The 24388-nt window shown below is 53.6% G+C and carries 27 protein-coding genes and 2 tRNA genes; 12 read left to right on the top strand and 17 right to left on the bottom strand.

What is annotated here, in order from left to right; genetic code table 11:
- Positions 1 to 54: 54 nt before the first annotated feature.
- Both rimO and tilS read left to right on the top strand, forming a co-directional pair.
- Positions 55 to 1374 (top strand): 30S ribosomal protein S12 methylthiotransferase RimO, encoded by a 1320-nt coding sequence (gene rimO, locus ACM66T_RS03000; protein ID WP_231020316.1) that lies wholly within the window; start codon positions 55 to 57, stop codon positions 1372 to 1374.
- On the top strand, positions 1367 to 2380 hold the full coding sequence (gene tilS, locus ACM66T_RS02995; protein WP_231020315.1) for a tRNA lysidine(34) synthetase TilS: 1014 nt from the start codon (positions 1367 to 1369) through the stop codon (positions 2378 to 2380). The genes rimO and tilS overlap by 8 nt, the downstream gene beginning before the upstream one ends.
- Here tilS and ACM66T_RS02990 read toward each other — a convergent pair.
- The 7 genes from ACM66T_RS02990 to ACM66T_RS02960 are packed head-to-tail and all read right to left on the bottom strand — an operon-like array spanning position 2328 to position 7176.
- On the bottom strand, positions 2328 to 2840 hold the full coding sequence (locus tag ACM66T_RS02990; protein WP_231020314.1) for a cell division protein ZapB: 513 nt from the start codon (positions 2838 to 2840) through the stop codon (positions 2328 to 2330). The genes tilS and ACM66T_RS02990 overlap by 53 nt on opposite strands.
- Positions 2837 to 3334 carry a hypothetical protein gene (locus ACM66T_RS02985; protein ID WP_231020313.1) on the bottom strand — a complete coding sequence of 166 codons (498 nt, stop codon included), beginning with the start codon at positions 3332 to 3334 and terminating at the stop codon, positions 2837 to 2839. Before ACM66T_RS02985 ends, ACM66T_RS02990 begins: the two co-directional genes overlap by 4 nt.
- Complete coding sequence (locus tag ACM66T_RS02980; RefSeq protein ID WP_231020312.1) at positions 3324 to 4109, bottom strand: hypothetical protein; 786 nt, start codon at positions 4107 to 4109, stop codon at positions 3324 to 3326. Before ACM66T_RS02980 ends, ACM66T_RS02985 begins: the two co-directional genes overlap by 11 nt.
- Positions 4096 to 4944: a tyrosine-type recombinase/integrase gene (locus tag ACM66T_RS02975; protein WP_231020311.1), complete on the bottom strand. Its 849-nt coding sequence runs from the start codon at positions 4942 to 4944 to the stop codon at positions 4096 to 4098. Before ACM66T_RS02975 ends, ACM66T_RS02980 begins: the two co-directional genes overlap by 14 nt.
- Positions 4945 to 4949: 5 nt before the next feature.
- Positions 4950 to 5603 carry a lysophospholipid acyltransferase family protein gene (locus tag ACM66T_RS02970; RefSeq protein ID WP_231020310.1) on the bottom strand — a complete coding sequence of 218 codons (654 nt, stop codon included), beginning with the start codon at positions 5601 to 5603 and terminating at the stop codon, positions 4950 to 4952.
- A gap of 1 nt (position 5604) precedes the next feature.
- Positions 5605 to 6906 carry a tRNA (N6-isopentenyl adenosine(37)-C2)-methylthiotransferase MiaB gene (miaB, locus tag ACM66T_RS02965; protein WP_416768762.1) on the bottom strand — a complete coding sequence of 434 codons (1302 nt, stop codon included), beginning with the start codon at positions 6904 to 6906 and terminating at the stop codon, positions 5605 to 5607.
- Between the two features lie 27 nt (positions 6907 to 6933).
- Positions 6934 to 7176 carry an HP0268 family nuclease gene (locus ACM66T_RS02960; protein WP_231020309.1) on the bottom strand — a complete coding sequence of 81 codons (243 nt, stop codon included), beginning with the start codon at positions 7174 to 7176 and terminating at the stop codon, positions 6934 to 6936.
- 195 nt (positions 7177 to 7371) lie between these two features.
- Here ACM66T_RS02960 and nusA point away from each other — a divergent pair, with 195 nt between their 5' ends.
- The gene (nusA, locus tag ACM66T_RS02955) at positions 7372 to 8517 is read left to right on the top strand and encodes a transcription termination factor NusA (RefSeq protein ID WP_231020308.1); all 1146 of its coding nucleotides are present in this window, start codon (positions 7372 to 7374) and stop codon (positions 8515 to 8517) included.
- A 320-nt stretch (positions 8518 to 8837) separates the two neighbouring features.
- Here nusA and ACM66T_RS02950 read toward each other — a convergent pair whose 3' ends face one another.
- Positions 8838 to 9800, bottom strand: a complete 963-nt coding sequence (locus ACM66T_RS02950; RefSeq protein ID WP_231020307.1) for an ABC transporter permease — start codon at positions 9798 to 9800, stop codon at positions 8838 to 8840.
- A 94-nt stretch (positions 9801 to 9894) separates the two neighbouring features.
- A complete protein-coding gene (locus ACM66T_RS02945; RefSeq protein WP_231020306.1) occupies positions 9895 to 11229 on the bottom strand; it encodes a hypothetical protein in 1335 nt (444 codons plus the stop codon).
- Positions 11230 to 11460: 231 nt separating this feature from the next.
- Between ACM66T_RS02945 and ACM66T_RS02940 the strand changes: the two genes are divergently transcribed.
- Entirely contained in the window at positions 11461 to 11958 is a 498-nt protein-coding gene (locus ACM66T_RS02940; protein WP_231020305.1) for a hypothetical protein, read from the top strand.
- Between the two features lie 78 nt (positions 11959 to 12036).
- Here ACM66T_RS02940 and fabI read toward each other — a convergent pair whose 3' ends face one another.
- Genes fabI through ACM66T_RS02925 form a run of 3 tightly spaced genes read right to left on the bottom strand, consistent with a single transcriptional unit; the run spans position 12037 to position 14775 of the window.
- Positions 12037 to 12858 (bottom strand): enoyl-ACP reductase FabI, encoded by an 822-nt coding sequence (gene fabI, locus ACM66T_RS02935; RefSeq protein ID WP_231020304.1) that lies wholly within the window; start codon positions 12856 to 12858, stop codon positions 12037 to 12039.
- Position 12859: 1 nt separating this feature from the next.
- Complete coding sequence (locus ACM66T_RS02930) at positions 12860 to 13576, bottom strand: triose-phosphate isomerase (protein WP_231020303.1); 717 nt, start codon at positions 13574 to 13576, stop codon at positions 12860 to 12862.
- The gene (locus ACM66T_RS02925) at positions 13573 to 14775 is read right to left on the bottom strand and encodes a phosphoglycerate kinase (protein WP_231020302.1); all 1203 of its coding nucleotides are present in this window, start codon (positions 14773 to 14775) and stop codon (positions 13573 to 13575) included. The genes ACM66T_RS02930 and ACM66T_RS02925 overlap by 4 nt, the downstream gene beginning before the upstream one ends.
- Before the next feature lie 80 nt (positions 14776 to 14855).
- On the opposite strand from ACM66T_RS02925, the gene nadD reads away from it, so the two are divergent.
- The 8 genes from nadD (at position 14856) to ACM66T_RS02885 (ending at position 20047) form a co-directional block, all read left to right on the top strand.
- A complete protein-coding gene (gene nadD / locus ACM66T_RS02920) occupies positions 14856 to 15401 on the top strand; it encodes a nicotinate (nicotinamide) nucleotide adenylyltransferase (RefSeq protein WP_231020301.1) in 546 nt (181 codons plus the stop codon).
- The gene (rsfS, locus tag ACM66T_RS02915; protein WP_231020300.1) at positions 15386 to 15712 is read left to right on the top strand and encodes a ribosome silencing factor; all 327 of its coding nucleotides are present in this window, start codon (positions 15386 to 15388) and stop codon (positions 15710 to 15712) included. Before nadD ends, rsfS begins: the two co-directional genes overlap by 16 nt.
- Positions 15713 to 15769: 57 nt before the next feature.
- Positions 15770 to 15846, top strand: a tRNA-Arg gene (locus ACM66T_RS02910).
- A 379-nt stretch (positions 15847 to 16225) separates the two neighbouring features.
- Positions 16226 to 16459, top strand: a complete 234-nt coding sequence (locus ACM66T_RS02905) for a hypothetical protein (RefSeq protein WP_231020299.1) — start codon at positions 16226 to 16228, stop codon at positions 16457 to 16459.
- 155 nt (positions 16460 to 16614) lie between these two features.
- On the top strand, positions 16615 to 17253 hold the full coding sequence (locus ACM66T_RS02900; protein WP_231020298.1) for a hypothetical protein: 639 nt from the start codon (positions 16615 to 16617) through the stop codon (positions 17251 to 17253).
- A 79-nt stretch (positions 17254 to 17332) separates the two neighbouring features.
- Positions 17333 to 17409 (top strand) — tRNA-Arg (locus tag ACM66T_RS02895).
- A 114-nt stretch (positions 17410 to 17523) separates the two neighbouring features.
- Positions 17524 to 18354 carry a hypothetical protein gene (locus tag ACM66T_RS02890; protein WP_231020297.1) on the top strand — a complete coding sequence of 277 codons (831 nt, stop codon included), beginning with the start codon at positions 17524 to 17526 and terminating at the stop codon, positions 18352 to 18354.
- Positions 18323 to 20047, top strand: a complete 1725-nt coding sequence (locus ACM66T_RS02885) for a hypothetical protein (protein WP_416768761.1) — start codon at positions 18323 to 18325, stop codon at positions 20045 to 20047. Before ACM66T_RS02890 ends, ACM66T_RS02885 begins: the two co-directional genes overlap by 32 nt.
- Positions 20048 to 20138: 91 nt before the next feature.
- Here ACM66T_RS02885 and ACM66T_RS02880 read toward each other — a convergent pair whose 3' ends face one another.
- Genes ACM66T_RS02880 through gmhB form a run of 5 tightly spaced genes read right to left on the bottom strand, consistent with a single transcriptional unit; the run spans position 20139 to position 24348 of the window.
- Positions 20139 to 20681: a phosphatase PAP2 family protein gene (locus ACM66T_RS02880; RefSeq protein WP_231020295.1), complete on the bottom strand. Its 543-nt coding sequence runs from the start codon at positions 20679 to 20681 to the stop codon at positions 20139 to 20141.
- A 13-nt stretch (positions 20682 to 20694) separates the two neighbouring features.
- A complete protein-coding gene (gene ccoS, locus ACM66T_RS02875) occupies positions 20695 to 20919 on the bottom strand; it encodes a cbb3-type cytochrome oxidase assembly protein CcoS (RefSeq protein ID WP_231020294.1) in 225 nt (74 codons plus the stop codon).
- A 12-nt stretch (positions 20920 to 20931) separates the two neighbouring features.
- On the bottom strand, positions 20932 to 23358 hold the full coding sequence (locus ACM66T_RS02870) for a heavy metal translocating P-type ATPase (RefSeq protein WP_231020293.1): 2427 nt from the start codon (positions 23356 to 23358) through the stop codon (positions 20932 to 20934).
- A complete protein-coding gene (locus tag ACM66T_RS02865; protein ID WP_231020292.1) occupies positions 23351 to 23845 on the bottom strand; it encodes an asparaginase domain-containing protein in 495 nt (164 codons plus the stop codon). Before ACM66T_RS02865 ends, ACM66T_RS02870 begins: the two co-directional genes overlap by 8 nt.
- Positions 23842 to 24348, bottom strand: coding sequence for a D-glycero-beta-D-manno-heptose 1,7-bisphosphate 7-phosphatase (gmhB, locus tag ACM66T_RS02860; RefSeq protein ID WP_231020291.1), 507 nt, complete (start codon positions 24346 to 24348; stop codon positions 23842 to 23844). Before gmhB ends, ACM66T_RS02865 begins: the two co-directional genes overlap by 4 nt.
- Between the last annotated feature and the right edge of the window lie 40 nt (positions 24349 to 24388).

Genomic DNA, 24388 nt, shown 5'->3' with positions numbered 1-24388 from the left:
GTAATTATAATAAAGGGCATGGGGAAAACCGCTGTGCCCTCTCACAGGCAAAGCATGAGTACAAAAAAACTGCATATCGTCTCGTTGGGGTGTACGAAGAACCTCGTCGACACCGAAGTCATGATGGGACGGCTCCAATCGTATGAACTGACGCCCGAAAGCGAAGACGCCGACGTCATCATCGTCAATACCTGCGGCTTCATCGACGCGGCAAAGGAGGAGTCCCTCAATACGGTCCTGAGCCTCGATGCCTCCCGCAAGGAGCACTCGGTCCTTGTCATGGCCGGCTGCCTCAGCGAACGCTACAAAGAGGAGCTGAGCAAGGAGCTCAGCGAAGTGGACATCTTCACCGGCGTCGGCGACTACGACAAGATCGACGAACTCCTGGCCGCGAAACAGAGCCGCTTCAGCGAGGAGGTCTACCTCATCGACGGCGCCGAGCGTGTCGTCACCGGCTCGACCTACCATGCCTACATCAAACTCTCCGAGGGGTGCAACCAGAGCTGCTCCTTCTGCGCCATCCCCTCCTTTAAAGGCAAGCTCCACTCCCGTACCCTGGAGAGCATCGCCGCCGAAGTCGAAGGGCTCGTCAAAAAGGGGTACTACGACTTCAGTTTCATCTCCCAGGACTCAAGCTCCTTCCTGCGCGACCAAGGGTTCAAAGACGGGCTTATTCAGCTCATCAAGCGCATTGAACTGATCGAAGGGGTTAAGAGTGCACGCATTCTCTACCTCTATCCAACGACGACATCGATGAAACTGCTGGAGACAATCGCGAAGTCAACGACCTTCCACAACTACTTCGACATGCCGATCCAGCATATCGACGACGCTATGCTCAAAATTATGAAACGCGGTGCCGGTCGGGAACAGACGCAGATGCTGCTCGATTACATGCGCAAGCTGCCGGAGAGTTTCGTACGGACCAGCTTCATCGTCGGCCACCCCGGCGAAACGGATGAAAGCTTCCGGGCAATGTGTGATTATGCCCGCGATTTCGGGTTTGACCGGATCAATGTTTTCGCCTACTCCGATGAGGAGGGCACAAGTGCCTATGAGCGTACGGACAAGGTCGATGCGGAGACGATTGCGGAACGCGCCGAGATCCTGGGCGCCATCGCCGAAGAGGCCAAGCTTGTCTCCCTCCAGAAGATGGTCGGCCGCGAGATCGTTCTCGTTATCGACGGCGAGAGCGACGAACACGAGTACCTCCTCAGCGCCCGCGACCTGCGCTGGGCCCCCGAGATCGACGGCGAGATCTACGTCAACGACAACGCCCTCGACGAAGCACTCTCTTTCGGCGTACCTTACCGCGCCAAGATCACTGAGCTTGTCGGGGAGACACTGACGGCAACCGTTACGGGCCATGCTTGAGGCACAGACCCTCGAACATTTAAAAGCAGGGAAGAATCTGCTGGCCTTCTCCGCCGGCATCGATTCCACGGCCCTATTCTACCTGCTGCTGAACGAAAAGATCCCTTTCGATATCGCCCATGTCAACTACCATTCGCGTGCACAGAGCGATACGGAAGCCGCCCATGCCCTTGCCCTCGCGGAAGAGTACGGTAAGGCATGCTACGTCCATGACGCCGAAACGATCCGGGAAAACTTCGAGGCGGAAGCCCGCCGTATCCGCTACGCCTTCTTTGACACACTGATCACAGAGCACGGCTATACTGTCCTACTGACGGCACACCAACTCGATGACCGGCTGGAGTGGCTGCTGATGCAGCTGTGCAAGGGGGCCGGACTGCCCGAGCTGCTGGGGATGGCCCCGGTTACGCAGCGTGAGGGGTACCGGCTGGTCCGCCCTTTGCTGAGTACCACTAAAAACGATCTGCAATCCTGGCTTGACAGGCAAGGCTACCGCTACTTTGAAGACAGTTCCAACGGTAACCCGCGCTACAAACGCAACCGCTTCCGGGAACAGCATGCGGGACCGCTGCTGGAGCAATACCGCAGCGGAATTCAAAACTCGCTGGCATTTCTCAGCCGCGATGCAGCGGCCCTACCGCCGCTGCCCCTTCCCGCCATCGAGGCGGAAATACTGATGTATACCGGGCAGCAGGAACGTGCGGCACTGATGCGCGCCGTCGACCGTTGGCTGAAACAGAGAGGGTACCTGCTCCGCCAGGGGGAAAAAGAGCGGATGATGACCGAAAACGATCTGGTCATCGGACGCCGTTACGCACTGAGCATCACACCGCAATGTACATTGGTGACGCCGCTGACAGCGCGAACGATGCCGAAAGATTTCCGTGAGGAGTGCCGAGTGCTGGGGATCGGCGCAAACGTCCGCCCCTACCTCTGTACGAACGAGGAATACTTTAACGCCGTAAAGAGAGAGCTGGCTGCGGCAAAGGGCGAAGCGCGAACGTAACCTGTACCGCCCCGTGATCGGCCTGCATGGAAACAGAAGGCCCGACCTTTAAAACCCACGGAGCCGTATCAAGGCTGCCGATCAGCGTATAAAATGCCATCGGAGTTTTCACCCGCGCCGCGATCTCAAAGCCTCCGTCCGTTGCCGTGACGCTCACTGGGGCATCGCCCAGTACCGTTGCAACCCACCCCTGAAGCTGTGCGGCATCAATACTGTTCTCGAAACGCTCCGAAAGCCGGGTATCTTCCGCAGCCAGTTGCTCTTTTGCTTCATAAAGACGGTCATATTCCATCTGAAGCCTGTCGCTGTGCTCCACCGCACGCTGGACGTCATCCTGGAGTTGCAGGTAAGCTTTCGCCTCCGGGATCAGCACACCTATCGTCACGCCGAGGATCAGGAAAATGACCGCGAAAAGCGAAAGGGTCAATTCAAAGCTCGTACTCTGGCGTCTCAGTATCACTGCAACCCTCCCGTCACGTTAAACCGGAGAGTAAACCTGCCGGATTTCTCCGAGGCGGAGGCCAAAACATAGCGCCCCGACAAGCCCCGCTCGAGGTCCGCCTTCAGCGCATCGAAACGGCGGCATGTTCCTTCGAAAAGGATCCGCTTCTCATCATACGCGAAACGCGACAGCACCGCGTCATCGGGAATACGGTCAAGCAGATCATAAAGCTGATCCGCGAGGAGCTTGTCCATGGCCACGATCTGCTGCCACGCCTCTTTTTTCTTCGTGAACTGCGCCTGCTGGGCTTGCAGCTGCGTCGTCTGCAACAGGATCGTCCCCTGGGCGTGCTGCTCTTTCTGTGCCGCAGTACGCAGTTCCCCGTTCATCAGGTGCAGGGCCGCCGATGCCGCCAGCAGGAGCCCGATCAGGAGAGCCCCGCCGATCCACACCCGGCGGACAGCGGCTGTAAAGGGGCTTTTGACCGCCTGATCAATAAAACTATAATCCATAGCCGTTCTCCTTCATACACGTTTGGGCGCAAAGCGCGGCGGCATCGACCATGCGGTTCTGCGCCTCGACCAGCAACGTCTCTTCCAATGCTGCTGCAAGTTCCTCTCCCGACCCGGTGGCGTCGAGGATATAAACGGCCTCGACAAATTCCCCGCGGCAGCACGGTTTGCCGTAGTAGGTATCAAGCGTCGTCGTGATTTTCTCCACCATCGGGGCCGCGGAACCGTTCCCGTCACAGCGATACTGCTCCGCAAAACGCAAATGGCTCTCTTTGACAACCGCAAGGCTCATCCCCCCGGGCGTAATCAGCACATAAAGCGCGTGCGCGCCCGCCATTATCGATTCGAAATAGGCATGCAGCACGGCAAAGGGGGTGTAAATGGCATCGGGTGCCAGATCCGCATATCCCGCCTGGATACCGTAAAGCACCTCTTCGTCGCAGTAATTCATCCACTCTTCATCGATGCAGAGCGTCCGGCTTCGCTCGACGATCGGCGCCATCTCCTTCGCCTTGGAGAGTGAACAGGTCGGCAAAGCACCGCACCGTTCATGATCGGTCAGCACAGCGATATAGTTATAGGGGGTACGATCGACCGCCTCTTGCAAAAAGGCGATTGCCTCTTCGTCCAGACCGGCGAAGAATACCCGCTGCCGCACCTGAACCTCCCCGCGTCTCGTCTGCGTCACGACACCGACCTGCAGGGTATCGTCATGCGCATAGAGGCCGATGAAGACCTTGTCATAAAAGCGGGCGAGAAAATCAGCCAATGCCATCGGTCTCCTTGCACAGCGGATGGGCGGTCCGATAATGCTTCATTTTTAGGGCACTGCCCAGTTTTGTATAGATCTGCGTCGTTGCCATCGACGCATGGCCCAGCAGTTCGCTCACGTCCGCGATCCGAGCATCATGGTTGAGCAGTTCGGTCGCATAGGCATGGCGGAGCTGATGCGGTGTCACCTTCAGGCCGACCCGCGCAAAGGCCCTGTTAACGAGATATCTTAAACTATTTTCGCTTAAACGCCTGCCGTTACACTCGCAAAGGAAAGTTCGTGGAGAACACGTTTGCCGGTGGGCCGCTATCGCCTCAGAGGCGGCAGGCGGCAGCGGAACATCACGGACCTTGTCTCCCTTTCCACGGATGCGCACCCACTCCCGGCCGATCTGATCGAGGCTTAAGCCATGAAGTTCCGAAAGGCGCAGCCCGAGGGTATAGAGCAGGGTCACCACGAGCCGTTCCTCCGGTTCAGCAACCGCAAGAGCTTCCATGATATGTGCGTGGGAGACGGGTTTGGGAAGGGTTTTGGGGACTTTGATGCTTTCGTCCGCGCGGAGTTCCACCGCCAGTCCCTGTTTTTTCAGGTAGGCGACGTAGCTGCGCCAGGCGCTGAGCTTCTTCGCGATCGTCCTGGGCTTCTGCGAAGCGATCATCAACCGGTAGGGCATCAGGTCGACGACCGAAATGCCTGACTCTTCCACCACTTCGACCCGGGGGAGCGCCTCCCGCAGCGCCTCGTCGTAACTCTTGACCGTCAGATCCGAATAGCCCCGGATATCCAACAGATAGTCAAGAAAGTCAAGTCGGTTTTGGACGAGGTCGACTTTGGTCATTTTTTCTACTCCAGTGCGTGTTCCATCAGTTTCGATTTTACCACGTCTTTGGCCGCGTCCAATTCCAGCCCTTTCAGATCGATCGGCTCGGAAGCGTAAAACGCCAACCGGCTGAAAGGTTTCGGAACGACGAAGCGGTCCCAGCTCTTCAGACGCCAGCAGCGGCTCGGCACGCAGTTGAAAACAATCACCTTCGCCCCGGTCTTCTGTGCCATGGCAACGATCCCGTCCGCTACTTCATAGCGCGGCCCGCGGGGGCCGTCGGGGGTGATGCCGATATCCGTCCCCGCTTTGAGGGTGCGCATCGCCGCGATCAGCACCTTCGCGGCCTTGCGGTTGGAAGAGCCGTGGATGGTGCCCAGGCGGAAAAAGCGCATTACCTGCGCGATGATCCGACCGTCAAAATGGTCCGAGATCATGACGTTGGCATTGGGGATCTTGCGGAAATGGTAGTAGAGGTAGGGCATCAGCAGCAGGTCCCCGTGCCAGAAGGCGAAGATGACGGGGTCCTCCGGCACATGCTGCGGAAGGTTGAACTGTTTTTTGGAGGTGTGGTAGATGAGACGGATCAGCAGGGCGCCGATCGGCGGGAGGAGCCAGAGGCCCAGCTTCTGAAGCAGCGCCTTCTTGAACGACTGTCGCTTCGTTTTTGCCGCCATCTTATTCGCCGACCAGCTCCCCTACCTGGCCCATGCGGTAGGTCTGGGTAATGCGCACGTCCGCGAACTGCCCCAGCAGCTCCTCGCTGCCCTTGACTTTGATCAGAAGGTTGTTGCCGCTGCGCCCGGCCACGTAACCGTCGCTTCGCAGCTCTTCGAAATAGACGGTGAAGGTTCGGCCCAGATATGCTTTGCACTTTTCATCCAGCATCGCGTCATGCATGCTCTGCAGGCGCATCAGGCGCTCCGAGGCAACCTCCGGGTCGACCGTTTCGCTGTACTCCGCCGCCTCGGTTAGGGGACGGGGCGAGTATTTGAAACTGAACATCTGTTCAAAGGAAGATTGGCGAACAACGTCCATCGTCTCTTCGAAATCCGCCTCGCTCTCCCCGGGGAAAGCGACGATGACGTCGGTACTGATGCTCACATCGGGTACCATCGTGCGAAGCTTCTCAATGCGGTTGAGGAACCACTCCTTGGTATAGCCGCGCTTCATCGCCTTGAGAATGGGTGTCGAGCCGCTCTGCAGCGGAACGTGAATGGACTTGCAGATCTTCGGGTTCGAAGCGAACTCCCCGATAAACTCGTCATCCATGTGAAAAGGGTGCGGGGAGGTAAAGCGGATACGCTCGATCCCCTCGACGGCACTGACGCGGCGCAGCAGCTCGGTGAAGTTGATCTTCTCATGCTCACCTGAAAAACGGCGGCCATAGTTGTTGACGTTCTGCCCCAGCAGGAATATCTCTTTGGCACCGGTTGCCGCCGCTTTCTCCGCCTCTTTGACGATCAGGTCGGCGGGAATGGAGATCTCGTCGCCCCGGGTCTTTGGCACGATACAGAAGGTACACTGTTTGTCACAGCCAATGGAGATATTGATGAAAGCCTTCCACGGCGAACTGCGGAACTCGCTGAAAGCGAACTGGGACTCGTCGTAATCAATTTCCGTTTCGACGGCCTTGTCGCGGTGCAGCACATCGGTGATCTTGGAGACGTTACGCGCCCCCAGGACGAAATTAACGTAAGGGGCCTTTTTAATGATCTCTTCGCCGAGGTGCGAGGCTGTGCAGCCGCAAACGCCTATCTTCGCATCGGCCTTTTTCTTTTTGTTGAACGCGCCCAGTTCGGAGAAGAGTTTGTGCACCGGCTTTTCGCGGACGGAACAGGTATTGATCAGGATCAGGTCCGCCTCTTCGGCCGTGTCGCACAGCGCATAATCCTCTTTTTGGGAGAGTTCGGCAATCATATGTTCGCTGTCGCGGACGTTCATGGCACAGCCGAGGGTTTCGATAAACAGTTTTTTCACGGGAATGCTTTGGGTGCCCGGGAGGGCTTAGAGGATATGCACTTCGTACATATATTCGTTATCGGCAAGGCCGAAACGTACTTCGCGCATATAAACGCTTTTACCTTCGTTCTCGAAGTGTTCCTGCAGAGCCAGCAGGTCCTTGTGCGAGTTTTCACGGTCAAAGTAAAGGATCACAGAACCCTCTTTTTCGACCATTCCCTCGATCTTATCGACATCAACTTTCTTCGGTTTCTTATCGGTGTGACTGCGAGCGATTTTAAGCTCCATACTCATCCTTTCTCCCGCCTCATATCAGCGCTATTAATATTGACGCGATTATAGCCCGCGTTTGATTAAGCATGCATTAAGTTGTATGCTTAGTGGCAACTTTAGTGTTTTTTGGGTATAATACTACCCTTCTATAAAAAACAATCACACCTCATTTTTTTATGGAACGACTAGCGAATACACACAGGGATAGTTATGGAAAATATTCTGGACATTATTGAATCGATCGCACACGAAAAAGGGCTCTCCTCCGAAAACGTGAAAGAGGCGGTCAAAGCGGCATTTATCCAGACGGCCAAGCGCCTGGTCAACCCGGAGTTCGCCTATGATGCGGAAATCGATCCTGAGACAAAAAGCATCCGCGTCTACCAGACCATTACCGTTGTGGAAGATGACGACGAACGCCTTGAAGGCGAAGAGGCCGCCGCCTACATCGGGCTGACCCGTGCCAAAGCCGAGGTCGACCCCGACGTCGAAGTCGGCGACGAGTTCCAGATCGAGCACGACATCGAATCCCACGGCCGTACCGCGGCCGCAACACTGTTCCGCGAAATCGAGTTCCATATCCAGCGCATGGTCGAGAACGAGCTGTACAACAAGTACAAAGAGAAGATCGGCACCATTGTCTCCGGACGCGTTACCCGCGTTGACGGCAAGCAAAACACCTACATCGAAATGGAAGAGGTGAAGGCCGTTCTTCCGATGAAGAGCCGTATCAAGGGCGAGCACTTCAAAGTCGGCGACGTCGTCAATGCCGTTGTCCGCCGCGTCAATATCGACAAAGTGAACGGCATCTCCATCGAGCTGTCGCGCACCTCTCCGAAATTCCTCGAAGAGCTGCTCCGCCTCGAAGTACCCGAGATCAACGACAAGCTCGTCATCGTCGAAAAGTGCGCACGTATCCCGGGCGAACGTGCCAAGATCGCCCTGCTCTCGACCCACCCACAGGTTGACCCGGTCGGCGCGACCGTCGGTGTCAAAGGGGTTCGTATCAACGCCGTCAGTGACGAACTGCTGGGGGAAAACATCGACTGTGTCGAATACACCTCCGTTCCTGAACTCTTTATCGCCCGTGCGATGAGCCCGGCGATCATCAGCTCCGTTACGATCGAAGGCGACCCGGAGGATGAAGAGAGCGAAGCAAAAGCCATCGTCACCCTGCCGAGCGACCAGAAATCCAAAGCGATCGGCAAAAGCGGTATCAACATCCGCCTGGCCTCCATGCTCACCGGCTACGCCATCGAGCTCGTCGAGCAGGGTGGGACCACCACCGAAGAAGGTATGCCTGCCGAAGAGAAAAAAGAGGACCTCTCCTCCCTTGAAGCGCTGTTCGGCGAATAAGGCACTTCGTGCCTGTCGACCGACGATATAACATCCTTTACAGCGTATTTACTACCAATTTAATATCAGCGTAACCCTCAGACCGTCAATCATTCACTGCTACAAGCCTTCGACGCCGTTAACTCCGATCTCCAGACACAAACCCTTGCCACTTTTTTAAAAAAAGTAGCACAAAAATCGTCGTTTCGCGAATCGCTCATCCCTCCCGGCTTTGTGCCTCCGGGATGGCTTTCAATGAACGCTCAATGACAAATGCAATTTGACTTAATGCGCTTCAGCGCGCCGAAGCTCACAACGCTCATTCGGCGCAACCATCACGCTTACCCCCGCTTCGCGTAGGGGTTCAGCTTCAGCAGGAGCATATCCGCCAGCATGTTCCCCAGCAGCGTCAGAAACGCCGTGATCATCAGAATCCCCATAATAACGGGATAGTCCCGGCTAAGTGCGCTCAAGTAGAAGAGCTGTCCCATCCCCTCGATCCCGAAGATCTGCTCCAGAATAACACTACCACCGATGAGCCCGGGCAATGAGAGCCCCAAAAGCGTAATGACGGGTGGCATCAGGTTCGGCAAAATGTAACGCCGGAAGAGCGTCCGTTCCGGCAGGTCTCTTGCCTTTGCGAAGAAGTAGTAGTCGCTTTTGAGGATCTCCAGCGTCAGAGAGCGGACGTAGACCGTCATAGATCCCAGGGCCAGGAAGACCATGACGAATACGGGGAGGATCAGGTGCCACGCCGTATCAAGCCAGTAGGCCACCCCCTCTTCCGGTCCGCCGATGCTGTGCAGTCCCGTGATCGGCAGCCACTCCAGCTCGACGCTGAAGAGCAGGATCATCAGCAGCGCCAGGTAGAACGATGGCATCGCGAACGAGACCAAAGAAAGCTGCCGGATGGCGTGGTCGGCTTTCTGCTCGAAACGCATCGCCGCCTTGATGCCCATCCAGAGCGACAGGGCGAAGACGAGCAGCAAGGAGACGATATTGATCCCCAGTGTGATCGGAAGACGCTTCATGATCTCGGCGGTCACGTCCTGCCCGCTGACAAAGGAGATGCCGAAATCGAGCTGCGTCATGTTGACGATCCAGTCCGCATACTGCTGCCAGAGCGGCTTATCAAGTCCATAAACGGCTTTGAGGCGATCGATAGCCTCTGCGGACATGTTCGGGTTGAGTTCACCGCCGCTTAGAAAACTGTTGGGAGCAGCATGGATGGCCAAAAAAGAGATGATCGTAATGAGCAGGAGCATCAGCAGCAGGTAACCTGCTTTGCGCAAGAGTAGGTTCAAAGCGTGTACTTTTTGTTGGGTTGAAAAATTATAGCGGGAAAAGAAAAAAGAAAAGAAAGGGTTCCGCCCGGAGGCGGAAGAAGAACTTCCTGAATTAGAAGTTCAGTGTCAGGTAAGCCTGAACAGTGTTGTAAGCGTCGCCATTGTTTTGGTCGTCCGCAGTTGTGTTGATGTATACAAGTGTAGCATCAAGAGCACCCAGCAGTGTAGTACCTGCAGAGAGAGTCAGTTCGCTCATGTCAACATCGCCACCGTAGAAGAAGTCGTTGTTGGTTGACGTGCTTGTATAGAACGCACCGAGATCGAATCCGCTAAGTGCAGCTGTCGCAGTCACGTTGAAAGCAGTTGTATCCGGGCGAGTAACATACCCGTAGTTCCACCATGCTTCTGTGTACAGTTTAGACTGAGCATAACGAATATCTGTTGCAGTATTGAAACCTGCACCAACGATACCGTTGTCATCGCTTACAGAAGAGTAAGAGCCTTTGACTGTGAACGCATCAGTTGAATAACCGAGCATTGCAGCATAAACGGTATTCGCATCCAGGGTAGTAAGGTCGCCTGTATCTGTACTGTTGTACTGACCGCCGAGCAGGATGCCTTCCATGTTCAGGTCAGCCTGGATCCAGTAAGCCTGTGCCATGCGCGTAACGTCATAGTACCACGCCTGAACCGTCAGCGGCTTGAACGAGTTGTTGACGATAGCGAATGCGTATGCACCGTCTGTACCGTAAGTTGCAAAACCACCATCTGCATTTACAACACCGCCTGTTGCCAGTCCAAGCTGATAAACGTTACTTGTATTTACACCAGGGCCGAAGAGCGGGCTGTCACCGTACCACTCAGTACCGTTACCGTTACCGACGTATGCAGCGACCAGTGTTGTATCCGGGAGGTCTTGGTTAAGAAGAACTGCCGCTTCAAAGGTGTTCTGCTCGATAGACCAAGTTTCCGTGAACGCCATCGGAGTATCGAGTGCCATACGACCGACTTTTGCAGTTGTGTGACCAAGTGTGATCGCCGCCCATGCTTCGCTGAACCAGCTAGCGTTTTCAACTTTAGCACCGCCAAGAGCAGAACCATAGTTATTGCCGTTACCAGCTACAGCAGTGTGAGAACCTGCCCAAACGTTGGAAACGAAGTTGTTTTCGAGTCCGAGGCTTGAAATAGCCGTATAAGTAGCACCGGCAGAAACGATCGGCAGCAGATCAGCACTAACGCTCAGGTGAAGCGCAGCATCTGCAGCAGAAGAGTCTTTATCGAAAAGAGCACCACTCGGATCAGATGCAACCGCATCGTAACCTTTACCATCAGCATCCCATGTGCTATAGAAAACCTGAGCGTCACCGCTGATCTTAACATTGTCAACCGCAAACGCACTAACACCCATCAGCATAGCTGCTGCCAGGCTCATTTTGACTAACTTCATTCATTCTCCTTCAAGTTAAGCTTGACCTATGTTTAAGTTTCGTCGCCGTCCATTCTAACACACAAATCTTAAAAAATTCTGTAATTCAAAAGAAATTTTTACACCGCCCAAACCCCCTGTACAGCGGGCTTGATAGCTTTGTGATAATATTAAAAAAGTCTATCATTCTCCCAAAGCTTCGATTATGTTTAATATAACTATACTATGCAAGAAAACTCAAAGGTAACAAGTATGAAACTTTTTGTGCCCATTATATTGACAGGTTGTATCCTTCATGTATCGGCAGGTGCCACTGACATAGACACTAGCTCTCCCTCGCAGAACACTCAACTCAATGCCATTACCCCCTCCGGGAAGATCGACCCTGAAAAAAAAGGCTTTCTCCAGCGTGCCTATGAAGAAGAGGACGAGACAGCTGCGCCGTCCGATACCGAGCCGGAGTCGGCTGCCGAACTGGAGAGCTCGCCGGTCAATACTACTGATCCGGAAAAAGTCAATGGTAATACGGCTCCTCTGATGGATACGAATGCTACGGCAAAAGTAACCACTGCTGGAGAATCGGAAGAGAAGACGGAGGAAGAAGCCGACTCTGAATCTGATTTCCGTAAATGGTTCACACTACAATACTATTATGACAAATGGGACCGCTACCTTGATGAGAAAGAAAAAAGACGTACGAAACCGTTGCACTCTGACAAACTCAATGAAATGCCGGTCATAGGAAAATGAATTAGGATGGGTTGGCACCGTAGAGGGCACCTTCTATAAATAAGATGAAGAGAGCCTAACGCTCTCCTCGGTAAAAGATTACTTGTTTTCGTCCCAGCAGAGGACCGTTCTGCCCTCAGCGTTCTTCTCGACAGCAGCCATCCCCATAATATTATAGCCGGCATCGACGTAGTGGATCTCGCCCGATACGCCTGATGCAAGGTCGCTCAGCAGGTACATCGCCGAATTCCCTACTTCTTCGATTGTAACATTCTTCTTCAGCGGAGCGTTGAGTTCGTTCCAGCGCAGGATCTGTTTGAAGTCGCCGATGCCCGCCGCAGCAAGGGTCTTGATCGGACCGGCGCTGATGGCGTTGACGCGCTGTCCCTTCGTCCCAAGGTCGACCGCCATGTAGCGAACCGTTGACTCCAGGGCCGCCTTCGCGACACCCATTACATTATAGTTGGCAACGTATTTCGGTCCGCCGAGGTAACTCAGCGTCAGGATCGATGCATCGTCCGCCAGCACCGGCTGGAGCTTGTTCGTCAGGTCGATCAGCGAATAGACGGAGATCTCCATGGCGATGTTGAACGCGCTTTTGGTAGTCTCCAGGAAACTGCCGGTCAGCGCTTCTTTCGGTGCAAAAGCGACGGAGTGAACGAGGAAATCGATCTTGCCCATATCCTTCTCGATCAGGCCTGCAATCGCATCCATATGATCAGGGTTGGAGACGTCAAGCTCATAGACTTTGTCCGAGCCGAACGACTCGGCGATGGGTTCTACACGTTTTTTGAGCGCATCGTTGAGGTAGGTGAACGCCAGTTCCGCCCCCTGCTCATGGCACGCCTTTGCAATACCGTACGCGATAGATTTGTCATTTGCCAGTCCGACGATCAGACCCTTTTTGCCTTTCATCAACATATTAAACCTCCTGTTTATTAATTTGTTTCGCCGTGGCGATCATTTTGCAGAAATCATCCGGATCGAGCGCGCCGCTTCCGACAAGTGCCCCGTCCACATGCTTCAGTGCCAGAATGGAAGCCGCGTTACCGACTTTGACGCTGCCGCCGTAGAGCAGCGGAGCCTTCGTCAGTTTCGCCAGGGCACCGTGAATCAGCTCGATCTCGTTTTCACTGGGGACCCGTCCCGTTCCGATCGCCCAGACCGGTTCATAGGCAACGACCAGGTTCTCATAGCCGAGATCGATCCCTTCGAGCTGTTCGGCAAGATAGGCCATCAACGCTTCATTCCCCGCGTCGCGTACCTCCAGCGGTTCGCCGATGCAGTAGACGATGCGGTAACCCAGCGATTTGAAATAGGCGAATTTCTCGGCGACAAGTTCCTGGGACTCTCCCAGGATATGTCGGCGTTCCGAATGGCCGATCAGGATGGTCCGGATCCCGAACTCGTCAAGCTGCTCCGTTCCGATCTCGCCGGTGTAGGCACCGTTTTCGGTCGGCCAGGCGTTTTGTGCGCCGACAGTCACATCGCCTTTGCTGCTGCACAATGCCGTCGCGGGCGGAAAGACCATCACCTCATCGGAAATCTCCGCATCGGCGATATAGGTCGTCACTTTGGCCAGATACGCCTCGGTGGCGGCACGGGTATGGTTCGTCTTGAAGTTGGCCGCAATGATCAATCGTGTTCCTTGATCACGAGCGGCTTGACACCCGGAAGCACTTTGCCTTCAAGCAGCTCCAGGGATGCCCCGCCTCCCGTGGAGATAAAGGTCATCTCTTCGTCAAGACCGATACGCTGAACCAAGTCCGCCGTATCCCCGCCGCCGACGACCGTCGTTGCGTAGGAGTCGGCGACGAAGTGGGCGATCTTGCTGGAGCCGCGGGCGAAACGCTCCATCTCGTAAACGCCCATCGGGCCGTTCCAAAGTACCGTCTGAACGTCATTGAGGACTTCGCGGTAGAGACGGACTGTTGCCGGCCCGATGTCGAGGCCCATCCACCCCTGCGGGATCTCCTGAGCGGAAACGAGTTTGCTCGTGGCATCTGCGGAGAAGGTCTGCGCAGCAACGACGTCGACCGGCAGATAGAACTTCACCTTGCGGCGGCGTGCCTCGTCCATGATCTTCTGCGCCTCTTCGAGCAGGTCGTCTTCGACAAGGGAGTTTCCAATGTCATAACCGAGCTGTTTGAGGAAGGTAAAGGCCATCCCTCCGCCGATGATGATCTTGTCGACGCGCGGCAGCAGGTTGATCAGCGCTTCGAGCTTGCCCGACACCTTGCTCCCGCCGACGATCGCCGCGAAGGGACGCACCGGCTGCTTGATCAGCGTACCGAAGAAGCGGATCTCTTTTTGCAGCAGGAAGCCCGCCGCCTTGTGCTTCTCATCAAAATGTTTGGTGATCGCCTCAACGGAGGCATGGGCGCGGTGGCTGACGCCGAAGGCATCATTGACGTAGAAATCCGCCATTCCCGCCAGCTTCTCGGCAAGAATGTCGTCATTTTTCGTTTCGCCCTTTTCAAAACGGAGGTTTTCCAGAAGAAGGACTTCATGGCGCGGCAGTTCGGCTGCTTTGGCAATGGCATCTTCACCGACAACGTCCTTTGCCAGCGCGACACTGCGCTTGAGCAGCTGCTGCAGACGCAGGCGTACCGGTTCGAGGGAGTACTTCGGATCGACCTCGCCCTTCGGACGTCCCATGTGCGATGCAAGGATGACGGCGCAGTCTTTATCCAGGCAGTAGTTGATCGTCGCTATCGCCGAACGGATACGGCGGTCATCGGAAATATTCCCGAATGAATCCAGCGGCACGTTGAAATCACAGCGGATAAATACTTTTTTGTCCTGCAGGTCCAGATCTTTGATATTGAGAAGCTCCATGCAGTGTCGTCCTTCACTAGAGTTATGATTGTGCGTGATTTTACCCAAGCTAAGATATAATTTCGTTAAAAAGCGGGGCCATGGCGATAGCGATTTTCGGCGGTTCTTTCGATCCTCCCCATGCCGGGCATGCCGCCGTCGTTACTCGGGTACTGGAGACCCTGCCGATCGAAACGCTCTATATCGTTCCGGCATACGTCAACCCTTTTAAAAGCGGCACGCATGCCCCGCCGGAACTGCGTCTGAAATGGCTTGAGCGCATTTTTGCCTCTATGGATGGCGTCCGTGTCAGCACCTTCGAAATCGAAGCGGGGCGTCCCGTTCCGACGATCGAGACCGTCCGCCATTTCAAAGCGCTCGATCCCGACATCTTCCTCATCATCGGGGCGGACAACATCGATACGCTGACGAAGTGGCATGAGTATGAGGCATTGAACCGGATGGTCACCTGGGTCGTGGCCAGCCGGTCGGGCAGTCACGTTCCCGCTAACTTTCTGCGCCTGGACGTCGATGTCGACGTCAGCTCGACCGAACTCCGGGCGCTGGAAAAGACCCACCTCATCCCCGACGGCGTCCGGGAAGAAATTGAAAACTATTACAAGGATATTCAGTGCAAAAACGCTTAGAGAAAATTATTGACGTACTTGACCGCAACAAAGCGGAGGCGATCGAACTCTTCGATCTCCGCGAGCGGGACTACTTCGTCGACTACGTCATCATCGCCACCTCCCTGGGTGAACGCCATACCCACGCCCTTCTGGACTATCTGAAGAAGGACCTCAAGCCGGGCGAACAGTTCAACCAGGTGGATGAAAGCGGCGAATGGATCGTCGTCGATCTCGGTGACGTTCTTATTCACATTATGACGCCGGAATACCGCAGTAAATACGATATGGAGACTTTTTTGACGGAATTGGCTCAGAAGCAGGATTTTTAAAAAAACTATAAGCTTTTACAGCTATAATTTCAGCCTCCTTAAACGGATAACTGGTGTGCGCTCGTAGCTCAGCTGGATAGAGCACTGGTTTGCGGTACCAGCGGTCGGGCGTTCGAATCGCTCCGGGCGCACCATTTACTTTCAAGAATACAATCCACACAAACATTCTTACTACTGTTAAACGATTTTCCAAGTATCCAACACGTACGTCATGTGTCATACCGATCTTGATTTAGCTAAGGTAAGCTATTTCACAACGTTTCAGAAAATCAACGACGATCGACAACACCTGTGATCGGGGTGTTGTCTCTTCTATCCCAACGCCACTCCCCGCAAAAAGCAAATGCCGACTTTACGACACTTACCCTATAGATATTCATCAAAAATAACGTTCAAAAAAACAGAGTGAAAAAGATCGCTTTAAAACCCGACAAGTTAATTGATCATCTGCTAACCATCACGCACCTTTGTCAAGCGGTGACTCACCTCGACCAAAATTAAAGGAGCATTAGCATGAAACATTTTGCACTGTTTTCCAGGAGTGATGAAAACCTGACGAAACTAATTGATATGGACAGCAGTGTTACGTCGGTCGAATACAATGGTACGACTGCATTGCAAGACGGTGCGATCTACCGCTGGAAAGTCTATGCGAGCAAGGATGACAGTAATGAAACCATAGGCTGGAAACTCATCAGCGCTTCCGAAGAGGCACAGGGCGTCTTTAAAATCAATCTAGCCCCGTAACCTTTCACACCCGGCCGCTCTTTTCTGTAAGGGGAAGGCGGCCCACTTCGATTTTCATCTTTGACCTTGATACCTTACTGGCCATCCTTACCGGTTCATCACTTTTTGGCGATGATGAAGGTACAATAGCGCAAAAATTGCGCGGAGCTCTCCCGATGTTCGAAAAAACCAAAACCTTTATGGAAGACCACCTCAAAGCCTTCGGGGTCGATCCGCTCCCGCCTATTATCGACGTCACGGGAAAGGGCATCGCGTTTCGGAATGAACGGGTCGGGCCTGTTATCATTATCGGCCGCGATGCGGAGATCGATACGCTTTCCATGGCCGAATGGCTCGTCGTGATCGGCAGCGCCCTGCTCCACCAGGCCGGGAGTGATATCGCATCACTGAATTTCGGCCCGGAGGCTGACCGGGGTGAAGCCTACAAACAGCTCACCGACGATCTCTTCTATATTGCGGATCTCGCATCCATCTACCAGTGCTACCTTCAAAACCCCCTGGAAGCCTACTGTATCTACGACGAAGCGATAGAGCGCAAGGACGAAGCGAGCCTCCACTCCATCGCCGTGGCACTCGGGCTTTCTCACCCAAGGGGGCTGGTATCGATGGGCTTTGAGCAGGATACACATGCCGAGATCTTCGAGGAGGCCGAATTTTTCAAGCCGGTCATCACGCAAAAACGCCCCGATCTTGCCCTCCTCGTTGCCCTGCACAACGCATGGCAAAAACAGAAAGGGACAGGGATCACCATTACCAAAGAGGGGAAAATCATCCACTTTTCAAAGGCGGATTAGGCATTCGCCCAACCTCCATTGCGCGCCCTTTACCTCCCTTAAAGATTCTAGGCTATAATTTCGCTCTTCACTTATAAATGCGTCCGTAGCTCAGCTGGATAGAGCACTGGTTTCCGGTACCAGGAGTCGGGGGTTCGAATCCCTCCGGGCGTGCCACTACTTTCTCTTCAGCTGATTATACAGAGGGATTGAGTAAGCTCATCACTATCAGTAAAACTTCACTGGACTCTTCTATGCTGCTGGCATAAAATGTATTTTGAATAAAAAAAAATGACACTAAATAAATCAATTGAATATATATCCCGTTCAGGTTCAAGTGACAAACCCAACGAAGATGGCTTTGATACTAATGATGCCTACTATTTGCTGTTAGACGGCGCGACAGGATTGGGGATGAATCATATTCCTCATGCTGAAAGCGATGCTAAATGGTTTGTCCAGATGTTTATAAAATTATTCAAAGAAAAGTATGCCCGCGGACTTACTACAAAGATATTAATTGAAAATGTATTGTCCGAAATCCAAAAACTTTACATGGGGATAGTAGGGACATTCACATTACCGAAGTATGAACTGCCTTCTGCCAGCATGGTTTTAATTAGAAATTTGGACAACGGGCAAGTCGAAGTAAGCAGATTAGGTGACTGCAAAGCATACTATTCCACAAAGGGTGACGAATACTCCATTTTCAATGAACCGAAAATTTGTGCACTCGACAACCTCATCCTAACAAAAATGAAGATTGCCCCAATCTCTGATGATGAAATAAAAAGTTTGTTGAAGAAGCATCGATCATTGATAAATACCGAAGATGGGTACGGTGCCTTGACGATTGACAGTGAAGGGATAAAAAAATGTTCAAACTTCATCGACAAGACCGTATTAAATCCTCAGCAAAATGATAGAATCCTCTTGAGTACTGACGGGTTTAGTGCTGTTGTGGATACGTATGGCTATTTTTCAATCGGAGATTTGTTCGGGCATAGCCTTGTTGATATCGTTGAAGCAATCAGAAAAATTGAAGAAGACGACTCCATGCTGCAAAAGTTTCCAAGATTCAAAAAATCAGATGATGCGAGTGCTATCCGTCTTAACTACTAAAAGGGTGTATTTGAAAACAAGGGTGAATTTAAAAATGATGTCTTGTCTTGACAAAGATACATTTTTTGCGACGATATCTCAATACAGTCAAAAGAAAAAGAGATCAATATTGTGGATCTATTTTATTCTGATCATTGCTGGATTCATTGTTCTGTTTCAGTCAGGAAATACAACACAAGTCAACACAGATACGAATGTTTCAATGATGGCTCAAAAATCATTGCAACAAGCTCTTATTGACGATGACATGAAGGTGAATGACACAGAAAGTCCAATACTCCAAATAACCCGTATAATGGCTAATTTCGCTCATAGGGTTTCCAGTGTTTTCGAAAACAATCTGTACGTATTGTTTGTATTATTTTTCCCTACACTGTGGTACTTATTTTGCAAGACCAATAAAGATGAAGACCAATTATTTACAACCAGTCACAAAGAACTCATTGAAAAATATGAGGCACATTACCCTGATCTGATTCGGATTTTATCGAATGAAAATGACGGCAGCCGCTATACGGCGGAGGCAATCACTGACATTATGGACAGTAAGAATCAGGTTTTAACCAGATCAATTTATTTGATCAAACCTCAATACCCCTCTTTTACCATTGATAATCTTCTATTCCACAACGATAACAACCACTACGCTTTACCATGGATTATTGCAGCATCGGCCAAAGTGAAGCTAGAGGAAAAGTTTTACCATCAGGCGACAAATAAATCCAATTATAACGGAGTGACGTTACGCGTAAAGGGGATTGAAAAGAGTGCCGATAACATTACGATAAAAATGGAGAACTCTTTTTATTTTAATTATCTTGTTACGAATATGATGGCTGATGTCGGCATCATCCACAACACAACGGTACGTGATGTTTTGGAACCGGGCATGCCGGGAAAAAGACTCAATCAGCTCGAAGAAACAATGGTTGAAAATCATTTAGGGTTGAGTTGTCTGGTGATTTGCCGTAATGGTGAAAGTTCCAAGCTTCTTGTGGGTAAACGAAGCCAAAATGTATCTGTTTTCAGAGGAAAATATTCCCCAAGCGTATCGGGAGCGGCGAATGCCGCCACCTGTCGCAGAGAAGATGATATCAAAATCAGTCCACTGAATTGGCTCATGAATGAAATGCAAGAGGAGCTTATGCTGCCCGATGTCAAAAACTATATCGATTATGAAGAGATTGCCGCAAATGCATTGTTTTTGGGCATGTCCCGGGAACTGATACGACTAGGAAAGCCTGAAGTGTTTTTTGCAATCGAGTTGGACGAAGCGTATTCTAAAAAATTCGATTTGCATGTCAAATGCATGAACAAGATTTTTGCGTTCAAACGTCGGATGAAAAGGGAGACGAAAAAGTACAAGTCTATAGAAGAAGCCAGCCAAAGTTTAAAAAGCGAATGTATTGCCCTGAGTGATCATCATGATTACAAACTGCATGTGGAAGCATGCATAGATAAGAACTTTAATTCCTGGCAAATTGACGATAACGAACATGAAGAATATCTGTGGCTGGATTACAATGTGGTACCGAGACAAGTGAGATATGAAGACAACCTAAAGGATTTCGTCATTGATCACGGTGATGACAGCATCCACGTCCTGTCAGAATCACTGTGGGTTAATTGGATCATGTATCGGAAATATATGGATGAGAAAAAATCTAAAATCAATGGCAATGCAAAACCATAGTATCCCAAGATTTTGTGTAGAAGTCCGCTACCGAGGTATCGGGGATCTGAATTCCTCCGGGCGTGCCACTTTGTTACCACCCTATTGATCCTCAAAACTTTTTTTGAAACACTAGACCGAATTGTTTATTGCCAACCACGGGGACAAGAGACATCTCCCGCTTGAACCTCTTGGTAAACAGGTACGTGCCGATGATCCCGATTGCGGCTCCGGCAAGCACATCCTCAACGGCGTGGGCCTTTACCTCCACACGGCTCCAACCGACATAAACGGCTGCCAGATAAGCCGGAAGTCCATAAGGCGTGCCATAACGTTGTTGCAGAAATGAGGCCCCGGAAAACGCGGCAGCCGTATGGCCGGAGGGAAAGGCGTCTTGATCGCTGCCATCGGGACGCCTTTTATCAATGCTGTACTTGAGCGCGTAGGTGACCCCCATGGTCGTCGCGAACGCTTCCGTGAACTGCAGCGCCCCCTCGCCGTCATGATGGTAGGCGGTTGCCGCCGCCGCGCAAAGCGGAAGCATGATGCTAAGCGCATCTCCCGACCGTTCGATGGTGTCAGTGGCGCTGCCCGGCGCTGAACTCAGCAGCGCATACACCAGGGCAAGAGAAAAAAAGCGTCCGGTGCGTTTCACAACACTCCCGACCCTACTCCGGCCGGTACTCCTCTTTTTTCTTCTTCATCGCCTTTTTCTTTTCCGCCTGCTTCGCGGCGTCATTGAGTTCGTCCTCTCCGTCGTACTGTACCTGGTTGAGGAACTTCTCTTTGTCGTCGAACTGCCCGGTCCGGATAGCCCACATGATCCCCAGCAGTGCCAGCGATCCCAGAAAGACCGAGACGGCCAGCATCATGATAATCACCCAACTGTCCATGTCTCTCCTTATTCAGCGGCGCTTCGCCGCGCGTTTCCAGCTGTAGGCGATGCGCATCGAGTTGCCCACGACCAGCAGGGAGCTCAATGACATCGATATCGCGGCGACCAGGGGGATGATGTAGCCCGCCATCGCCAGCGGCACGGTAACGGCATTATACACCAGCGACAGGCCGAGGTTCTGCTTGACCAGGCCGTACGTCGCCCGTCCGATCCTGAACGCCTCCTCCAAAGAGGTGAGCGAATCGTTCATCAGGACCACGTCGCTGACATCAATGGCAATATCGCTGCCGTTGCCCATGGCGATGCCGATCTCGGCCTGGGCCAGCGCGAGGATGTCGTTGACACCGTCGCCCGCCATCACGACCTTATGCCCTTCGCTCTGCATCTGCGCGACCAAAGCCGCCTTCGCTTCGGGGGTCAGCTCGGCATGGTAGTGCTCGATACCGACTGCCGCAGCCACCTTGCGCGCGGAGCGTTCATGGTCCCCCGTCAGCATGATGACGTCGATGCCGGCATGGGTCAACGCACGGATCGCCTCTGCCGCATCAGGGCGGGGTTTGTCCGCCAGTTCAAAACGGGCGACCAGCGTCTCGCCGACGGCAAAATAGAAGAGCGTATGTGCACTCTCGTCGGTAGGAGCGATCCCCTGGTCGCGCATCAATGCGGCATTGCCGCCGCTGAGCATCTGCTCCTCGCATCGCGCGACCATCCCCTTGGCTGCGATCTGGCGCACCTCATCGAGGATGGGCAGCGCCGTCAGTTCCGTTTCGCCGCTGAGGTATTCGGAAACGCCGATGGCGACGGGGTGTTTGGAGGCGTTGAGCAGGGCCTGGAGTTTCAGGCGATAGCGCTGAAGCTCGGCCTCCGCAGCATACCACTGAACATCGACGACCTGCGGCCGCCCCTCGGTAATGGTGCCTGTTTTATCAAGCACAAGGGTATCGGTCTGCGCCAGGGTCTCGAGCTGGGCCGCCTCTTTGAAGAGGATGCCCCGCTTCGCTCCCTGCCCCAGGCCGACCAGGGTTGCCACCGGTGTCGCCAGCGCCAGGGCGCAGGGGCAGGCGATGACGATGACGGAGATGCCGACCATAAAGGCGATATTGAAAGGGTGCGGCCAGAACCACCAGACGAGGAAGGTGCCGAAAGCCAGCAGCAGAATCACGGTGGAGAAGTACTCGGAGAGCCTGTTGGCCAGCTGCTCAATACGCGGTTTTTTCGCCATAGAGCGTTCGAGCATCGTCAGGATGTTCGACAGGGTCGAATGTTCGAAATCTTTCGTCGCCTCATACTGTACGACGGCATCGATGCTCGTCGTGCCGCTGACGACGCTGTCGCCTGGCCGTTTATAGATAGGGTCGCTCTCCCCCGTCAGGCTCGATTCGTCGAAGCTCCCCTCGCCCGAGAGGATCTCCCCGTCGATGCCCGCCTTCTCCCCGGCCTTGAGCAAAATGACGTCGCCGACGACGACCTCGTTAACGCTCACGTTCACCTGGGTACCGTCTTTAAGAAGGGTCACTTCGCCCGGTACATGCTTGGAGAGCACATCAAGGGTATCGGCGGCGCTTTTTTTACTGAGCACCTCCAGGAACTTGCCGACAAGTACGAAAGTGATGATCATCGTCACCGAGTCGAAATAGGCTTCGCCCAGCTCGAAGAGAGTGATATAGATGGAGTAGAGATAGGTCAGCGACGCCCCGGTCGCGACGAGGATGTCCATGTTGACCGACCGGGTACGGATGCCATAGTAGGCCCCCCGGAAGAAGACCCAGCCGCTGTAGAAGAGCACCGGCGTCGAGAGAATCCACTCGGCGACGTTGAGGATGTTCTTGATCCCCTGCGTCATTCCCGTAAAGAAGCCGGCGTACTGCGCGACGGCGATGGTCATGATGTTCATCATCGCGAAGACGGCGACGGCGATACGGAGGTAGTAATCCTTGCGCTCCTTCTCCGCCCGCGCTTCCTGGATCTGCGGATCGTACGGGAAAGCGTCGTAGCCGATGGCGCGGATCATGTCGATAATGTTGGAAAGTTTGACCACCTCGTCGTCCCAAACGATGCGCGCCTTGTTGTTCGTGTGGTTGATGTGCGCCTCGACGACGCCCTCCATCTTGTGCAGCGCTTTCTCATTGAGCCAGACACAGGCGGAGCAGTGGATCCCCTCGATGATGAGTGACACCTCGCTGAACCCTTCGCTGTCCGTCTTAACGTAGCGGTCGTAGAAAGCCGGCGAGTTGAAGTTGCCGCTGTCCTCGAACTGCTCCGTCGGCGGCACGAGGGTCTCCTCGCCGAGCTTGTCGTAGAAGCGCTCCAGCCCCTCGTCTTTGAGCAGGTGGTAGATCCCCTGGCACCCTTTGCAGCAGAAGTGGAGGTCACCCTCCTTGATCATGACCGATTCATCGAACTGCAGATGGCAGTGGTCGCACTTAACGTTAGACAATCTCGAAAATCCCCTCTCCACGGTTTTTGCGGATGCGGTCATAGGGCGCGATGATCCCGCTCATGCAGATGTAGACCCCCGGCGCGGGCTGCGTCGCAGCGTATCCCAGCGCCATACCCAGGTTGACGCTGGCTTCGGTCTTGTCGATGCTGTAGGGCACCATGGCACCGGTGAGGACGATGACCCGCTCCTCTTCATCCTCCTCCATCCACTCCGCCAGGGCTTTGGCCGTCAGGTCCATCGTGTCGGTGCCGTGGACGATGACGTAGACCTCCTCGTCGTCGACGTCGATGATGTTGATGAGCTGCTCGCGATCCTCCTCGGTCATCTCCAGCGAATCTTTATAGAGCATCCCGGCGATCTCGACGCTGTAGGCAAAGCTCTCGACGATATCCTCGACCGCTTCGTTGTCGAAGGGGACCTCGAGCACCCCGAGGATGGGATCGTAGCGTTTGTTGAACGTCCCGCCGGTATTGAGGATCTTCATATCAGCTCCCTTAATGATTTGATAGTGCGCGATGCTTCCGTCACTTTCGTTTCGCCATCGAACAGGTAGGTTTCCCGCACACCGGCACGATGGGCCGCGACGATGTCGCGCTCCTTGTCGCCGACCAGCACCGAATGCGCCAGGTCGATGCCGAGCTCTTCCGCGGCCTGAAGCAGCATCCCAGGCTCGGGTTTGCGGCAGGTGCAGGCCCCCGTCACCTCCGGATGGTGAGGGCAGTAATAAACCCCGGATATCTTGACGCCGTGTTTGCCGAACTCCTCTACCATCCACTTCGTCAGGCGGTCAAAATCCGCTTCGCTGTAGCGTCCGCGGGCGATGCCGGACTGGTTGGTCACGACGACGATCATGTAGCCCCGTGCCTGGTAGGCGGCGCAGAGCTCGAAGATGCCGTCGATGAACTCGAACTCCTCGATGCGGTACAGGTAGTCCGTGTCGACGTTGATCACGCCGTCGCGGTCGAGGAAGAGGGCCGGTTTACCCATTGATGAAAACGCCATCCGAACTAAGTCCGGACAGCTACGC

This window comes from Sulfurimonas sp. ST-25 (assembly GCF_048079205.1).
GTDB lineage: Bacteria > Campylobacterota > Campylobacteria > Campylobacterales > Sulfurimonadaceae > Thiomicrolovo > Thiomicrolovo sulfuroxydans.
Note: the sequence above shows the minus strand (reverse complement) of the source record. Positions and strands in the feature narration are given on the sequence as shown.

What these genes read in the sequence shown, in the direction of transcription:
- tilS (WP_231020315.1), top strand. Translation starts at nt 1,367, where the DNA reads ATGCTTGAGGCACAGACCCTCGAACATTTAAAAGCAGGGAAGAATCTG.
- gmhB (WP_231020291.1), bottom strand. Translation starts at nt 24,348, where the DNA reads ATGGGTAAACCGGCCCTCTTCCTCGACCGCGACGGCGTGATCAACGTC.
- ACM66T_RS02975 (WP_231020311.1), bottom strand. Translation starts at nt 4,944, where the DNA reads ATGACCAAAGTCGACCTCGTCCAAAACCGACTTGACTTTCTTGACTAT.
- ACM66T_RS02980 (WP_231020312.1), bottom strand. Translation starts at nt 4,109, where the DNA reads ATGGCATTGGCTGATTTTCTCGCCCGCTTTTATGACAAGGTCTTCATC.
- ACM66T_RS02970 (WP_231020310.1), bottom strand. Translation starts at nt 5,603, where the DNA reads ATGGCGGCAAAAACGAAGCGACAGTCGTTCAAGAAGGCGCTGCTTCAG.
- ACM66T_RS02925 (WP_231020302.1), bottom strand. Translation starts at nt 14,775, where the DNA reads ATGGAGCTTCTCAATATCAAAGATCTGGACCTGCAGGACAAAAAAGTA.
- ccoS (WP_231020294.1), bottom strand. Translation starts at nt 20,919, where the DNA reads ATGGACAGTTGGGTGATTATCATGATGCTGGCCGTCTCGGTCTTTCTG.
- ACM66T_RS02900 (WP_231020298.1), top strand. Translation starts at nt 16,615, where the DNA reads ATGTTCGAAAAAACCAAAACCTTTATGGAAGACCACCTCAAAGCCTTC.
- ACM66T_RS02960 (WP_231020309.1), bottom strand. Translation starts at nt 7,176, where the DNA reads ATGGAGCTTAAAATCGCTCGCAGTCACACCGATAAGAAACCGAAGAAA.
- nadD (WP_231020301.1), top strand. Translation starts at nt 14,856, where the DNA reads ATGGCGATAGCGATTTTCGGCGGTTCTTTCGATCCTCCCCATGCCGGG.
- ACM66T_RS02985 (WP_231020313.1), bottom strand. Translation starts at nt 3,334, where the DNA reads ATGGATTATAGTTTTATTGATCAGGCGGTCAAAAGCCCCTTTACAGCC.
- ACM66T_RS02865 (WP_231020292.1), bottom strand. Translation starts at nt 23,845, where the DNA reads ATGAAGATCCTCAATACCGGCGGGACGTTCAACAAACGCTACGATCCC.
- ACM66T_RS02890 (WP_231020297.1), top strand. Translation starts at nt 17,524, where the DNA reads ATGACACTAAATAAATCAATTGAATATATATCCCGTTCAGGTTCAAGT.
- ACM66T_RS02940 (WP_231020305.1), top strand. Translation starts at nt 11,461, where the DNA reads ATGAAACTTTTTGTGCCCATTATATTGACAGGTTGTATCCTTCATGTA.
- ACM66T_RS02945 (WP_231020306.1), bottom strand. Translation starts at nt 11,229, where the DNA reads ATGAAGTTAGTCAAAATGAGCCTGGCAGCAGCTATGCTGATGGGTGTT.
- rimO (WP_231020316.1), top strand. Translation starts at nt 55, where the DNA reads ATGAGTACAAAAAAACTGCATATCGTCTCGTTGGGGTGTACGAAGAAC.
- ACM66T_RS02905 (WP_231020299.1), top strand. Translation starts at nt 16,226, where the DNA reads ATGAAACATTTTGCACTGTTTTCCAGGAGTGATGAAAACCTGACGAAA.
- ACM66T_RS02885 (WP_416768761.1), top strand. Translation starts at nt 18,323, where the DNA reads ATGATGCGAGTGCTATCCGTCTTAACTACTAAAAGGGTGTATTTGAAA.
- nusA (WP_231020308.1), top strand. Translation starts at nt 7,372, where the DNA reads ATGGAAAATATTCTGGACATTATTGAATCGATCGCACACGAAAAAGGG.
- fabI (WP_231020304.1), bottom strand. Translation starts at nt 12,858, where the DNA reads ATGTTGATGAAAGGCAAAAAGGGTCTGATCGTCGGACTGGCAAATGAC.